General features: G+C 72.5%; 12 protein-coding genes. 7 read left to right on the forward strand and 5 right to left on the reverse strand.

Annotated elements, in window-relative coordinates:
- The first annotated feature begins 65 nt into the window (after nt 1-65).
- Nucleotides 66-2,477 (forward strand): endopeptidase La, encoded by a 2,412-nt coding sequence (gene lon / locus KY5_RS27545; protein ID WP_098244746.1) that lies wholly within the window; start codon nt 66-68, stop codon nt 2,475-2,477.
- Between the two features lie 56 nt (nt 2,478-2,533).
- Here lon and KY5_RS27550 read toward each other — a convergent pair whose 3' ends face one another.
- Nucleotides 2,534-3,361: a lysozyme gene (locus tag KY5_RS27550; RefSeq protein WP_098244747.1), complete on the reverse strand. Its 828-nt coding sequence runs from the start codon at nt 3,359-3,361 to the stop codon at nt 2,534-2,536.
- A gap of 258 nt (nt 3,362-3,619) precedes the next feature.
- On the opposite strand from KY5_RS27550, the gene KY5_RS27555 reads away from it, so the two are divergent.
- Nucleotides 3,620-4,108, forward strand: a complete 489-nt coding sequence (locus KY5_RS27555; RefSeq protein WP_098244748.1) for a MarR family winged helix-turn-helix transcriptional regulator — start codon at nt 3,620-3,622, stop codon at nt 4,106-4,108.
- Nucleotides 4,109-4,173: 65 nt separating this feature from the next.
- On the opposite strand, the gene KY5_RS27560 is transcribed toward KY5_RS27555, so the two are convergent.
- A complete protein-coding gene (locus KY5_RS27560) occupies nt 4,174-5,019 on the reverse strand; it encodes a hypothetical protein (protein ID WP_098244749.1) in 846 nt (281 codons plus the stop codon).
- A 359-nt stretch (nt 5,020-5,378) separates the two neighbouring features.
- On the opposite strand from KY5_RS27560, the gene KY5_RS27565 reads away from it, so the two are divergent.
- The 5 genes from KY5_RS27565 to KY5_RS27585 are packed head-to-tail and all read left to right on the forward strand — an operon-like array spanning nt 5,379 to nt 11,083.
- Nucleotides 5,379-8,249, forward strand: a complete 2,871-nt coding sequence (locus KY5_RS27565; RefSeq protein ID WP_418952823.1) for a nitrate- and nitrite sensing domain-containing protein — start codon at nt 5,379-5,381, stop codon at nt 8,247-8,249.
- Nucleotides 8,250-8,257: 8 nt separating this feature from the next.
- Nucleotides 8,258-8,791, forward strand: a complete 534-nt coding sequence (locus KY5_RS27570) for a roadblock/LC7 domain-containing protein (RefSeq protein WP_098244750.1) — start codon at nt 8,258-8,260, stop codon at nt 8,789-8,791.
- On the forward strand, nt 8,788-9,219 hold the full coding sequence (locus KY5_RS27575; RefSeq protein WP_098244751.1) for a DUF742 domain-containing protein: 432 nt from the start codon (nt 8,788-8,790) through the stop codon (nt 9,217-9,219). The genes KY5_RS27570 and KY5_RS27575 overlap by 4 nt, the downstream gene beginning before the upstream one ends.
- On the forward strand, nt 9,200-9,817 hold the full coding sequence (locus KY5_RS27580; protein WP_098244752.1) for a GTP-binding protein: 618 nt from the start codon (nt 9,200-9,202) through the stop codon (nt 9,815-9,817). The genes KY5_RS27575 and KY5_RS27580 overlap by 20 nt, the downstream gene beginning before the upstream one ends.
- A gap of 27 nt (nt 9,818-9,844) precedes the next feature.
- Nucleotides 9,845-11,083, forward strand: coding sequence for a styrene monooxygenase/indole monooxygenase family protein (locus KY5_RS27585; protein WP_098244753.1), 1,239 nt, complete (start codon nt 9,845-9,847; stop codon nt 11,081-11,083).
- On the opposite strand, the gene KY5_RS27590 is transcribed toward KY5_RS27585, so the two are convergent.
- The 3 genes from KY5_RS27590 to KY5_RS27600 all read right to left on the reverse strand — a co-directional run bounded on the left by KY5_RS27590 (nt 11,053) and on the right by KY5_RS27600 (nt 13,461).
- Nucleotides 11,053-12,210: a C40 family peptidase gene (locus KY5_RS27590; protein ID WP_098244754.1), complete on the reverse strand. Its 1,158-nt coding sequence runs from the start codon at nt 12,208-12,210 to the stop codon at nt 11,053-11,055. The genes KY5_RS27585 and KY5_RS27590 overlap by 31 nt on opposite strands.
- A 230-nt stretch (nt 12,211-12,440) precedes the next feature.
- Nucleotides 12,441-12,713: a hypothetical protein gene (locus KY5_RS27595; protein ID WP_098244755.1), complete on the reverse strand. Its 273-nt coding sequence runs from the start codon at nt 12,711-12,713 to the stop codon at nt 12,441-12,443.
- 22 nt (nt 12,714-12,735) lie between these two features.
- On the reverse strand, nt 12,736-13,461 hold the full coding sequence (locus KY5_RS27600; protein WP_098244756.1) for a TetR/AcrR family transcriptional regulator: 726 nt from the start codon (nt 13,459-13,461) through the stop codon (nt 12,736-12,738).
- Nucleotides 13,462-13,463 lie beyond the last annotated feature (2 nt).

Here is a 13,463-nt window from a genome sequence, read left to right on the forward strand (position 1 = left end):
GGAACATCCCGAAGCTCATAAGCATTGAGTCGGTATAGCTCAACTTGAATGCCGAAGGGGAGATCATGGCTTCGACGTCCACACCGCTCACTCTGCCCGTGCTGCCGCTCGACGACGAGGTCGTCCTGCCCGGCATGGTCGTGCCGTTCGACCTGTCCGACGCCGACGTGCGCGCCGCCGTGGAGGCGGCACAGGCCGCCGCGCGGTCCAGTGGCGACAGCAAGCCCAAGGTGCTGCTTGTTCCGCGCATCGACGGGACGTACGCGTCGACGGGCGTGCTCGGCACCGTCGAGCAGGTGGGCAGGCTCTCGGACGGTGACCCGGGCGCGCTCATCCGCGGCCGGGGCCGCGTCCGCATCGGTGCGGGCACGACCGGGCCCGGTGCCGCGCTCTGGGTGGAGGGCCTGCGGCTCGACGACTCGGTCCCCGAGCCGCTTCCCGGCGCCGTCACCGAGCTCGTCACGGAGTACAAGGCGCTCGCCACCAGCTGGCTGAAGAAGCGCGGCGCCTGGCAGGTCGTCGACCGCGTCACGCAGATCGACGACGTCTCCGCGCTCGCCGACAACTCCGGCTACTCGCCGTTCCTCACCACCCAGCAGAAGATCGAGCTCCTGGAGACCGAGGACGCGGTCGCCCGGCTCAAGCTCGCCACCGCGCAGCTGCGCGAGCACCTCGCCGAGCAGGACGTCGCCGAGACCATCGCCAAGGACGTCCAGGAGGGCGTGGACAAGCAGCAGCGCGAGTTCCTGCTCCGCCGCCAGCTGGACGCCGTGCGCAAGGAGCTGCGCGAGATCAACGGCGACAGCAAGGACGCGGCCGAGGAGTCCGACGACTACCGCGCCCGCGTCGAGGCCGCCGACCTGCCCGAGAAGGTCCGCGAGGCCGCCCTCAAGGAGGTCGACAAGCTGGAGCGCTCCAGCGACCAGTCGCCCGAGGGCTCCTGGATCAGGACCTGGCTGGACACCGTCCTCGAACTGCCCTGGAACGAGCGCACCGAGGACGCGTACGACATCAAGGGCGCCCAGGAGGTCCTCGACGCCGAGCACTCCGGGCTCCAGGACGTGAAGGAGCGCATCACCGAGTACCTCGCGGTGCGCAAGCGCCGCTCCGACCGGGGCCTCGGCGTCGTCGGCGGACGCCGCGGCGGCGCGGTGCTCGCCCTGGTGGGCCCGCCCGGCGTCGGCAAGACCTCGCTCGGCGAGTCCGTGGCGCACGCCATGGGCCGCAAGTTCGTGCGGGTCGCGCTCGGCGGCGTGCGCGACGAGGCGGAGATCCGCGGCCACCGTCGTACGTACGTGGGGGCGCTGCCCGGACGCATCGTGCGGGCCATCAAGGAGGCCGGGTCGATGAACCCGGTCGTGCTCCTCGACGAGATCGACAAGGTGGGCTCGGACTTCAGGGGCGACCCGGCCGCCGCCCTCCTCGAAGTGCTCGACCCGGCGCAGAACCACACGTTCCGCGACCACTACCTGGAGGTCGAACTCGACCTCAGCGACGTCGTCTTCCTGGCCACGGCCAACGTCCTCGAAGCCATCCCCGAGGCCCTGCTCGACCGCATGGAGCTGGTCAGGCTCGACGGCTACACCGAGGACGAGAAGGTCGTCATCGCCCGCGACCACCTGCTCACGCGCCAGCTGGAGCGGGCGGGCCTGAACGAGGACGAGGTGGTCCTCGACGAGAGCGCGCTGCGCAAGCTCGCCGGTGAGTACACGCGCGAAGCGGGCGTACGCAACCTGGAGCGGTCCGTCGCACGGCTGCTTCGCAAGATCGCTGCCCAGCACGAACTGGGCGAGCGGGAGCTGCCGTTCACGGTGAAGGACGAGGACCTGCGCGGGCTCATCGGGCGGCCGCACCACGTGCCCGAGTCCGCCCAGGACCCGGCCGAGCGCCGCACCGCGGTGCCGGGCGTGGCCACCGGGCTCGCGGTCACGGGCGCCGGCGGTGACGTCCTCTTCGTGGAGGCGTCGCTCGCCGACCCGGAGACCGGCGCTTCGGGGCTCACGCTCACCGGTCAGCTCGGCGACGTGATGAAGGAGTCGGCGCAGATCGCGCTGAGCTTCCTGCGCTCGCACGGCGCCGAACTGGAGCTGCCGGTCGGCGACCTGAAGGACCGGGGCGTGCACGTGCACTTCCCGGCGGGCGCGGTCCCCAAGGACGGGCCGAGCGCGGGCGTCACGCTGACCACCGCCCTCGCGTCGCTGCTCAGCGGGCGCCTGGTCCGCACCGACGTGGCGATGACCGGTGAGATCTCGCTGACCGGACGGGTCCTGCCGATCGGTGGCGTCAAGCAGAAGCTGCTCGCCGCGCACCGCGCGGGGATCACCACGGTGATCATCCCCAAGCGGAACGAGGCGGACCTCGACGATGTCCCGGCCGAGGTCCTGGAGAAGCTCGACGTGCACCCGGTCACGGACGTCCGTCAGGTGCTCGAACTGGCCCTGACCGAGGCCGAGGTGCGGATCCCGGCCGCCGCGTAGGCGACGGGGGAAAGGCGGCCCGCCCCGGCACCGGGGCGGGCCGCCTCCTCGTGGGCTCAGCCGTTGGCGAGCGCCACCACCCTGTCCAGGGCGCCGTTGAACTTGTTGTGGTCACCGACCGTCGGTCCCGACGAGGTGTACTGCCACATCGTGTGGAAGCCCCAGCCCGCCGGGAGTTCGCCCGGGCTGGTGTCGTAGCGGGGGATCCACAGCGGGTTGGTGGAGCCGAAGCCGCCGTAGTTGCCGGTGCACTGCTTCCACCAGCTGGTGGCCGTGTAGATCACCGCGTCGCGCCCGGTGCGCGCCTTGTACGTGGTCAGGAAGTCCCGGATCCAGCTGACCATCGCCGACTGGGACTTGCCGAAGCAGGCCGCGCCGTACGGGTTCCACTCGATGTCGAGCGCGCCGGGCAGCGTCCTGCCGTCACGCGACCAGCCCCCGCCGTTGCTCGCGAAGTAGTTGGCCTGGGTGGCGCCGGACGAGGTGTCGGGGGTCGCGAAGTGGTACGCGCCGCGGATCATGCCCACGCCGTACGAACCGTTGTACTGCTGCGCGAAGTAGGGATTCTTGTACGAGGTGCTCTCGGTGGCCTTGACGTAGGCCCACTTCACGCCGCTGTTCCACAGCGTCTGCCAGGCGACGTTGCCCTGGTGGCTGCTGACGTCGACGCCCTCGGTCTGGGCGGCGTCACCGCCGGTGGGCCGGCCGCCCTGGCCGTCGTGTTCGATGACGCCCTGGCCGAGCCGGGCGGTGCCCCGCTCGGGGACGTCGTCCGCCTGGGCCGCCGTGGGGAGCGTCAGGAGGAGGGAGAGAGCGGACAGTACTGCGAGGAGAACCCCCGCCGGCGACAAGCGCGAGCGGCGGGCCGGTCTGTGCACGGGCATCTGCGTGCCTCCGAAGGCCTCGGTGGTGCTCGGTGGGGACCTGTCGACATGCCGTGGTGTGAACATGTCACGTGAAAAGCTACGCACGTAGACCCGTGCGGGGGAAGAGGGCGCGGGTTGTGCCGTTGGTCCACTCCTGTGACGGTGACTTCGGGGCGGCACCGTCCCGACCTTGCGAAATACTGGTCAGGCCGCTGCCACGACGGCCACGGCGAGCGGGTCATCCGGCGATAACTTTCAGAATCGGGAAAGCGGGACATGGGTGCTGCAGAAGAGGGTGCGCGGGGCGGCGCGCACGACGGCGTCGAACAAGGGGTGGACAGCGAGTTCCTCTCCCTCGAACGGGAGTTGTCGCTCCTGATGCGCCGCGCGCGGGCCTCGTCCGGCGAGATGGCGCGTCAGGTCCACCCCGACCTGGAGCCCGCCGCCTACGGCCTGCTCGTCTGTCTGGACGACTCGGGTCCGCAGCGGGCCACCGACCTCGCCGCGTTCATCGGTGTCGGCAAGGCCACGATGAGCCGTCAGCTGCGCGCCCTCGAGGAACTCGGCCTGGTGGCCAGGGAGCCCGACCCCGCCGACGGACGCGCCTGGCTGATCCAGCTGACGCCCGACGGCCGCACCCGCTTCCGTACGGTGCGGGCGGGGCGCCGCGCCCAGTACGTGCGCCGCCTCGCGGGCTGGGACCGGGCGGAGGTCGCCGAACTCGCCCGCCTCCTCGGCCAGCTGAACGCGAGCGCGGACACCTGAGGGCGCCGGGGGAGGCCCCCGTCGGGGGACTCGGAACCCCGCCGGGACCGGAACCCCGTCGGGGCTCAGAACTCCGCGTACACCACCGCCGCGTCGTCGTGCCGCTTCCCGCGCGGGAAGGCGAGGCCCTGGGGGTCCGCCGTCTCCAACTCGCGCACCCGGTCGATCAGATGCTGCGGCCCCTCCTTGCGGAGCAGCGCGAAGCAGTCGGTCCAGTCGCCCTCGCGGAACGTGTCGGTCCAGCGGCCCGCGCCGTCGGTGAGCGCCGCCACCGCCGCCACGTCCGCCCGCGCCGTCTCGCCCGCGACCGCGCGCAGGGCGGCCGAGGGGTCGGCCGCGGCCGTGAAGAAGCCGTCCTCCGCGTTGCGCAGGGCCTCCACCTTCGCCGCGTAGGCGCGGCCCGCCACCTCGCGCTCCGTCGAGCCGCGCGGCAGGGCGCGCACCTGGTCACGCATGGCGCGGACCGGGGGCGGCAGCTCGGCGAGGCGCCGGTCGAGGACCGCGGTCACCGCGCCGCGGGGCCCCGCGAGGAGCAGCGCCGAGTCGGAGAGGACCAGATGCTCGACGCGCTCCGCGTCCCAGCGCACCAGGACCACGGTGGCCTGAGGGGTGCGTGGGTGAGAAAGGTCACAGGTTGAACTATGGGCCTCGGCGGTACGCGAGATGGACTCCGCCAGGATCTCAGGCAGCGTCATATCCCGGAGTGAAACGGACAGTTCGCTCAATGCGCCGCCGAGTCGCGCGGTGAACCAGGGGACGGAATGCAGACAGCCCACTGCCCCCTCGGGCGGCGTGACGCCGTCGAGGAGGACGAGCGATCCGCCCTGTCCGGAAGCGGGAAGCGCGACCGACGCGTAGTCCTCGTTGGGGCGCGCGGGGTCGCCGGGTTCGGTGGCGAGTTCGATACGCATCCGGCCAGTCTGCACGACCCCTTCACAAGGCCCACCAGAAGCCGCAAAGGGGCGGCCGAAAGGCCCGTACCAGCGCAAGGGGCGCCGGAATTCGGCCGGAATGATCACCTCCGGCGGGGTGTGGCGGCGCATCCTGCCAAAGCCTGTGGGAGACGTCCAACCGGCGCACCGCGCGGGCCCGCGACCCCGCCGACCGGGACTTGCCCGCCAACTCCCCGCCGATGTTCACTCCTTCGGGTGGCCGGGCAGGCGATGCCCGACCGCCACTCACCGGCGCTGGAAGGGTCGGGAGCCGTACCGGGGGCGCGCTCGTGTTGACAGATCGTCACCCGGGCCCAAGGGCAGACGAAAAACCAAGAATGCGAGCACCGGTGCAGAAGATGCGGCCTGGGCGCAAAGGCAAGCAGTCGGCCTCCCAAGAGGCCACGCCGGGCGCGACCACCCCGACCGAGCGTGCGTCGGAGCGCACCGCCACGGACCCGTCGGCGGCGCCGCCCGCGGCCTCATCGGCCCCAGGACCCGCCGCGTCCGCCCAGTCCGCCCCGCCCGCGCAGGGCGATCCGGCCGACTCGGGGTCCTTGTCGGCCGTGAGCACCCCCGCCGACCAGTCCGCCGCGCCCGAGCCGTCCACCGCGGCGCACGTCAACAAGGCGCCCACCGCGCGCGTACGCAATCGGCTGATGGTCGCCGTGGCCGTGGTGGCCGCCGCCGTCGTGGGCGCGGGCGCGCCCGCCATCCTCGCCGCCTCGGGTCAACTGAACGACGCGCAGAGCCTGGTGACGTTCGCCGAGCGGACCCAGCAGGCGGTCTCCCTCGGGCACTCGCTGGCCGACGAGCGCGACGAGGTCACCTCCTTCATCGCCGCGGGCCGCCCCCAGGGCAAGGGCCTCTCGCAGAGCCGCAGCGCCCGCGTCGACCGGCAGATCGACGAGCTGCGCGACGCGGAGGCGCCCGCCGGGCTGCGCGACGACCTCGCCGACATCGGAGCCGTCCGCAGAGAGGCGCTCACCGGCAAGAGCACCGCTCTGGAAGCGCACGAGGCGTACACGAAGGTCATCGCCGAACTGCACGGGATGACCCGCGAACTGGCCGAGCGGCTGCCGCCCGACGCCAACAGGGGCGCCCTCGCCCTGGCCGACCTCGACCACGCCGTCGAGCAGGCCGCCGCCGCCCGCGGACTGCTGCTCGCCGCGCTCGCCGTGCCGGGATCCACCTCCACGTCGTCCGTCGACCCGGTCACCGGGCTGCCCACCACGGTCACCGAGGACTCCCCGGCCGACGGCAAGCGCCGTGACGAGCTCAGCGCCGCCGCCCAGCAGGCCCACGTCCGCGAACTGGCCGCGCTCGCCGACTTCAGCGACACCGCGGGCGACTCCGCCCGCGCGACGTACGAATCGGCCGTCACCGGCGCCGAGGTCGGCACCGCGGAGAAGTACCTGGCCCGCCTCACCGACGAGCCCACGCTCTCCGCCGCCGAGCGCCGCTTCGACCGCAAGAAGGTCGACGCCGCGCTCTCCGCCCGCATCGAGACGATGCGCGGCACCGAGTCCGCGCTCGGCGTCGCGCGCACCAAGCAGCTCGCCCAGCTGCGCGACGACGAGGTCACGGCCCTGGAGATCCGCGTCGCGCTCGTCGGCGTCTGCCTCCTCGTCGCGGTCGGCGTCTCGATGGCCGCGGCCCGTTCGCTGACCCGCCCGCTCGCCGTGCTGCGCCTGGGCTCGGCCCGCCTCGCCACCGAGCCCGCGCCGCAGGAGCCGATCCGCTTCACCGGCCGCGACGACGAGTTCGCCCAGGTCGTACGCTCCGTCAACGCCCTGCACGGGCACGCGGCCGCGCTGCACGAGCGCATCACCACGCTCGAAGCGGACCGCAAGCACCTCATCGGCAGGCGCGAGTCCATGGCCGACGAGCGCGAGGCCCTGCGCGCCGAGCTCGCCGAGGCGTCCGTGCACCTGCAGCGGGTGCGCCAGTCCATCCACGGCACCTTCGTGAACCTGGCGCTGCGCACCCTCGGCCTGGTGGAGCGCCAGCTCGCCGTCATCGAGAACCTGGAGGACCGCGAGCAGGACCCCGACCGGCTCGCCACGCTCTTCAAGCTCGACCACTTCGCCACGGTCATGCGCAGGCACAGCGAGAACCTCCTGGTCCTCGCCGGTGCCGACCACGGCCACCAGCACCCGGGAGCGGTCCCGCTGGTCGACGTGGTGCGCGCCGCCGTCTCCGAGATCGAGCGGTACGAACGCGTTCGCATCGCCACGCTGCCGCCGCACGCGCACGTCGCGGGCTTCGCGGCGGACGACATCAGCCACCTCACCGCCGAACTGCTGGAGAACGCGACGTCGTTCTCGCCGCCCGACGCCTCCGTCGAGGTCTCGGGATGGCTCCTGGAGAGCGGCGAGGTCATGCTCTCCGTCCAGGACGAGGGCATCGGCGTCACCCAGGACCGGATGCGCGAACTGAACGCGCGCCTGGCCGACTTCGACCCGGACGCGGCGTACGACCAGGAGGGCGGGGACGGCCTCGGCCTCGGTCTCTACGTGGTCGCCAGGCTCGCGGCGCGGCACGGGGCGCGGGTGCGGCTGCGGGAGCAGAAGCAGGGCGGCGTCGCGGCGGTCGTGGTGCTGCCCAAGTCGATCCTCGCGGCGGCGCCCTCGCCCGCGGTGGTCGCGCCGCCGCGCGCGGGCGAGCCCCTCACGCACCTGCCCGGCTCCGAGGCCGAGGCCAACTCCAACGTCCTGCCCGGGCGGCTGACCACCGGCGGGGAGGATCCGCTGATCGCGGCGGCCGAGCGGACCGTCGAGGCGGCTCTTCCGCAGGCGGCTCCCGAGTCCGGGCCGAAGCCCGAGCCCTCGTCGGAAACGACCATGGAGCTGACGCCTCCGCCCCCCGAGCCCGCGGAGCCCGCAGAGCCCGAGGAGCCCGAGGAGCCCGCAGAGCCCGCGCGGGAAGCCCCCGAGGCCCCCAAGTGGGAGCGCGTCACCGACAAGGGGCTGCCCAAGCGGACGCCGAAGGTCACCGCGCCCGCGCCCGCCGCGCCCAAGGCGCGGGGATCCGTGGACGCGGAGGCGCTCCGCCGCAGGCTCGGCGGCTTCCACCAGGGCGCGCTGAGCGGCCGACGGGACGTGGAGGCCGAGATCGCGGGACAAGGCGACGAACCGCCGCAAAGTAACGAAAAGAACGCAGAAGCCGCAGACGTAATGGGGGATTCAGTCGAGGAGGCAAGCAGTTGACTGCGCCCATGCGCACGCCCAGTTCTTCCGCCGCAGCCGGTGCCGCCGGCCCATCCACCACGAAGGACCCGTCCGCGTACGGACTCAGCAGCGAAGCCCGCAACCTGCACTGGCTGCTCACCAACCTCGTGGAGGAGGTGCCGGGCCTGCTCTCCGTCGCGGTGGTCTCCTCCGACGGACTGCTGCTGCTCTCCTCCGACCCCGGGCGCAACGCCGAACGGCACCCCGCGGCGAGCCCCACGGGCCCCAAAGGGTCCAGCGCCGACCTGGCCACCATCGTGTCGGGCCTCGGTTCGCTCACCATCGGCGCCGCCAAGCTGATGGACGGCGGCGCGGTCAAGCAGACCGTCGTCGCGATGGAGGAGGGCAGCCTCTTCGTCACGTCGATCAGTGACGGCTCGCTGCTCGGCGTGCACGCAACGCCGGACTGCGACATGAGCGTCGTGGCGTACCACATGGCGCTGTTCGTCGGCCGCGCCGGACACGTCCTCACTCCCGAACTCCGCAGCGAACTGCGCCAGTCGATGGAGAGCGCCCGATGAGCGGTAGCAGGAGCAGCAGCCGTACGACGCCGAGGCTGCCGCAGCGCGGCGGCGACCGAAAACCCGCCCGGGTGCGTCCCTACTCGCTCACCGGCGGGCGGACCAGGTTCGGGCACGTGCTGCTCGTCGAGACGTTCGTCGCGAGCAACGCCGCGATCGAGGCGCCCGAGGAGCGCCTCGAACTGCCCAAGGGCAACCTCTCCACCCGTGTCATGCCGGAGATGCGGGCGATCGTCGAGATCTGCCGCCGGATGCGCACGGTCGCGGAGATCGCGGCCCTCCTCAAGATGCCGCTCGGCGTGGTCCGCGTCCTGCTGAGCGACCTCGCCGACCAGGGAAAGATCCGCGTGTACGGAACGGGCCACGGCCCGGGTCAGCCCGACCGCGCACTGCTGGAAAGGGTGCTGAGTGGACTCCGCCGTCTCTGAACTCCTCGAGGACGAGGAGCAGTTGCAGCCCTGGCAGACGGACAGGTCGCGCGCCCCGATCGCCACGAAGATCGTGGTGGCGGGCGGCTTCGGCGTCGGCAAGACGACACTGGTCACCGCCGTGTCCGAGATTCAGCCCCTCCAGACGGAGGCGCTGATGACCCAGGCCAGCGCCGAGACCGACGACCTCAGCGGCACGCCGGGCAAGACCACCACCACGGTGGCGATGGACTTCGGCCGGATCACGCTCGACGACGACCTGGTCCTCTACCTCTTCGGTACGCCTGGGCAGCAGCGCTTCTGGTTCATGTGGGACGACCTGGTGCGCGGCGCGATCGGCGCCGTCGTGCTCGCCGACACCCGGCGCCTGTCCGACTGCTTCCCCGCGCTCGACTACTTCGAGAGCTGCGGCCTGCCGTACATCGTGGCCGTCAACCACTTCGACGGCAGCGAGGAGTTCGCGGTGGCGGACGTGCGCGAGGCCCTGACGGTGCCGCCGCACATACCCGTGCTGATCATGGACGCCCGGCAGCGCATCTCGGCGATCGAGTCGCTCCTCGCCCTGGTCGGCCACGCGCTCGACGCCACCCCCGAGTAAGAGCCCCGAGGAAGAAGAAGGACCCGCATGCGGAAGATACTTGTCGTCGGAGCCGGTCAGTCCGGGCTCCAGATCGCCCTCGGGCTCCAGGCACAGGGGTACGAGGTCACCCTGATGTCCAACCGCACGGCGGACGAGATCCGGGCGGGCCGGGTCATGTCCACGCAGTGCATGTTCCACACGGCGCTCCAGAACGAGCGCGACATCCAGGCGAACTTCTGGGAGTCGCAGGCCCCGAAGATCGAGGGCGTCGGCGTCTCCGTCGCGGGCCCCGACGGCTCGCGCGTCATCGACTGGGTCGGCAAGCTCGACGGGTATGCCCAGTCCGTCGACCAGCGCGTGAAGATGGCGGGCTGGATGGAGACGTTCGCCCAGCGCGGCGGCCAGCTGGTCATCCACGGTGCCGCGGTCGGCGACCTCGACTACTTCTCGCGCGCCTACGACCTGGTGCTCGTCTCCGCGGGCAAGGGCGAGCTCGTCTCGATGTTCGAGCGCGACGCGTCCCGCTCGCCGTTCACCGAGCCGCAGCGCGCGCTCTCCGTCGCGTACGTGCACGGGCTCGGCCCGCGCCCCGAGCACCCCGAGTTCGACGCGGTCCGCTGCAACCTGGTGCCCGGCGTCGGCGAGCTCTTCGTCATGCCGACGCTCACCACCTCGGGCCGCGCGGACATCCTCTTCTGGGAGGGCGTCCCCGGCGGCCCGCTCGACGTCTTCCAGGGCATCAAGGACCCGAGCGAGCACCTCGCCCTGACCCTCGAACTCCTGGAGAAGTTCCTGCCCTGGGAGTACGCGCGCGCCACGAAGGTCGAACTGACCGACGCGGGCGGCACGCTGGCCGGGCGCTACGCCCCCACCGTGCGCAAGCCGATCGGCCGACTGCCCGGCGGCGGCCTGGTCCTGGGCGTCGCCGACGTCGTCGTCGCCAACGACCCGATCACCGGGCAGGGCTCCAACTCGGCGTCCAAGTGCGCCGCTTCGTACATTTCCTCCATCGTCGAGCACGGCGACAAGCCGTTCGACGAGGAGTGGATGCAGTCCGCGTTCGACCGCTACTGGGACACCGCGCAGTGGGTCACCAAGTGGACCAACGCGATGCTGGGTGCGCCGCCCGAGCACGTCCTGAACATCCTCGGCGCGGCGGGCCAGTTGCAGCCGGTCGCCGACCGGTTCGCCAACGGCTTCAACGACCCGGCCGACTTCGAGAACTTCTTCTACGACCCGGACAAGGCCGCCGCCTACCTGGAGTCGGTCGCGCCGGGCGCCTGACCGGAGCCGTACCCCAGGTCGCTGCCCGAGGTGGCCCCCTCGGGCAGCACCGGCGGGGTGTAGTCGCGGTCGGCCCGGCCCTCGGGGTCGGGCCGCACCGCCCCGAGCACGGGGTTCGCCGCGATCGGCGAGACCTTGACCCGCGCGCCGGGGCGCGGCGCCTGGACGACCTTGCCGTCGCCCAGGTAGATCGCCACGTGCGTGGCCTTCGGGAAGTAGACGACGAGATCGCCGGGGCGCAGCTCGGACAGCGGAATGCGCCGCAGCTCGGCCCACTGCTCCTGACTCGTCCGGGGAATCTCCCGGCCCGCCCGCGCCCAGGCCCGCTGGGTCAGCCCCGAGCAGTCGTACGCCTCCGGGCCCTCGGCGCCCCACTCGTAGGGCCGCCCGATCTGCCGTACGGCGAAGTCGAGCGCGCGGCCGCCCTGCCGGGACGGCACCCGCGCGGCCTGTCCGCCGCTGAGCGCGCCGGAGTCCAGGAACTGGCGCTGGGCGTCGGCCGTGCCCGAGTCCTCCGCCTGCCGCAGGGCGGCCAACTCGTCCGCGGTCAGCGCGGCGAGCAGCTCCTCGACCTCCCTGAGCTGTCCGCGCACCGTGTCCCGCTGCTTCTTCTGGCGTCCGGCCAGGGCGAGTTGGGCGTCCAGGGCCTTCTTCGCCGCGCCCGCGAGGTCGTCCGCCTTCTTCTCGCCGCCGACCAGGCGCTCCACGGTGGCGGCCCGGCCCGCCGCCACCCGGCCGATCACATGGCCCTGGTCGAGCGCGTGCTGCGGGTCGCGGGCGAGCAGCAGCCGCAGATAGGGGGAGAGCTCACTGACGCCCTGGTACTGCTGGCGGGCGAGGCGGCCCGCGTCGCCCCTGCTGTCGTGCACCGATGCGCGCGCCCTGACCAGCTTCTTGTGGAGGTCGGCCGCCTTCTTGCGCTGCGCCGTGAGCTTCTCCTCGGTCGCGTTGTACGTCTCCGATGCCTCTTCGGCGGACTGGTAGAGGCGCTGGAGGTCGGTGAGCAGTTCGGCGACGGGTCTGGCCCCTGGGCCTGGGGCGGGGTCGGCTCCGGCCGGGGGCGTGGTGGCGAGCAGTCCGCCGAGCGCGGCTCCGGTGCAGATCCAGCGAAGGAGCGTTCTTGACACCTCGTCACCTCCGGTGCGGGCGCCGGGGACTTCCCGGCGCGCACCGTGAGCATGTGGCCGGGCGCCCGGGGGCGCCTCCCGGCGGTGGGCGGGTGGCGCAATGAGGTCACTCGTGCGGTGGGCGTCGGCGTGGGGGGTTGCTTCCGCGTGTGGGTGGGCTTCCTCGGGCGCGTCCGGGTTGCTCGCGCAGTTCCCCGCGCCCCTTCGGGACGCTCCTCTGCCCGCACCGCTCAGTTCTTGTCAGGCTTCGACCACGGCCACTTCAAGCCCGTGGTCTTGTCGCCGTCGGCGTCGTACTCGTAGTGCCAGTTCGGCGTGAGCGCGAGGCGCCTGCCGGTTTCCGCCGCCACCCTGCGGTACACCAGGACCGTCGGCGGGCCGCCCGCGTCGTCGGGGACCGGGACGCGGTAGACCTTCGGCGGGTGCCCGGTGGGGCCGAGCAGGACGGGCAGCACGCGGCCGTCCAGCGGGCCGCCGACGAAGGGGGTGTCTTGGCTCTTCACGGCACCAGTGTCACACCACGGGTCACAGCAGATGCGCCGCGTCGCTGACCACCGGCAGCACGCGCCGCGCGAGGCCGCCCACGGGACCGTCCGGCGTTTCCAGGGCCAGCGCCCACCGCACGACCCCCGCGGTCTGCTCGTCGCGGCCCGCCGTCGTCACGAGCACCGCCATGAACTGCTCGACGAGCGTGTCCCGCAGCTCGTCGAGCGGCGGCTGCTTCTCCTCGTCCAGCCAGATCAGCGAGGCCGCCTCGACCGAGGTGATCCACATCCGCACGGTCATCCGCAGCCGGGGTCCGGGCTCGGGCACGTCCAGGTGGACCAGGATGTGGTCGGCTGCGGCCCTGCGCACGCCGTCCACGATGGCGGTGGTCCGCGAGGTCTCCACGACGCTGCCGCCCTGGAGGAGTGCGCTGAAGCCCGTGTCGTGCTGGTCGACGAAGGCCAGGTACCGGTCGAGCGCGCGGGAGAGGCGCTGGGTGAGCGGGCCCTGCGGGGGCTCGGCGAAGCACTGCTCGAGCTCGTCCGCCGCAGACCGCAGCGCCGCCTCGTACAACTGCTGCTTGCCGCCCGGGAAGTAGCGGTAGACGAGCGGCCGCGAGACCCCGGCCGCCTCGGCGACGTCGTCGAGATTGACCTCCTCGGGCGCGCGGTGCGCGAAGAGGCCGAGCGCGGACTCCAGCAACTGCCTCCGCCGCGCTTCTACGCTCAGGCGGCGGTACGCGCGGGTGGTGGCAGGCGAAGTCATGC

The sequence above is a fragment of the Streptomyces formicae genome, assembly GCF_002556545.1.
Lineage (GTDB): Bacteria > Actinomycetota > Actinomycetes > Streptomycetales > Streptomycetaceae > Streptomyces > Streptomyces formicae_A.

What these genes read in the sequence shown, in the direction of transcription:
- KY5_RS27555 (WP_098244748.1), top strand. Translation starts at nt 3,620, where the DNA reads ATGGGTGCTGCAGAAGAGGGTGCGCGGGGCGGCGCGCACGACGGCGTC.
- KY5_RS27560 (WP_098244749.1), bottom strand. Translation starts at nt 5,019, where the DNA reads ATGCGTATCGAACTCGCCACCGAACCCGGCGACCCCGCGCGCCCCAAC.
- lon (WP_098244746.1), top strand. Translation starts at nt 66, where the DNA reads ATGGCTTCGACGTCCACACCGCTCACTCTGCCCGTGCTGCCGCTCGAC.
- KY5_RS27585 (WP_098244753.1), top strand. Translation starts at nt 9,845, where the DNA reads ATGCGGAAGATACTTGTCGTCGGAGCCGGTCAGTCCGGGCTCCAGATC.
- KY5_RS27565 (WP_418952823.1), top strand. Translation starts at nt 5,379, where the DNA reads ATGCGAGCACCGGTGCAGAAGATGCGGCCTGGGCGCAAAGGCAAGCAG.
- KY5_RS27575 (WP_098244751.1), top strand. Translation starts at nt 8,788, where the DNA reads ATGAGCGGTAGCAGGAGCAGCAGCCGTACGACGCCGAGGCTGCCGCAG.
- KY5_RS27570 (WP_098244750.1), top strand. Translation starts at nt 8,258, where the DNA reads ATGCGCACGCCCAGTTCTTCCGCCGCAGCCGGTGCCGCCGGCCCATCC.
- KY5_RS27600 (WP_098244756.1), bottom strand. Translation starts at nt 13,461, where the DNA reads ATGACTTCGCCTGCCACCACCCGCGCGTACCGCCGCCTGAGCGTAGAA.
- KY5_RS27550 (WP_098244747.1), bottom strand. Translation starts at nt 3,361, where the DNA reads ATGCCCGTGCACAGACCGGCCCGCCGCTCGCGCTTGTCGCCGGCGGGG.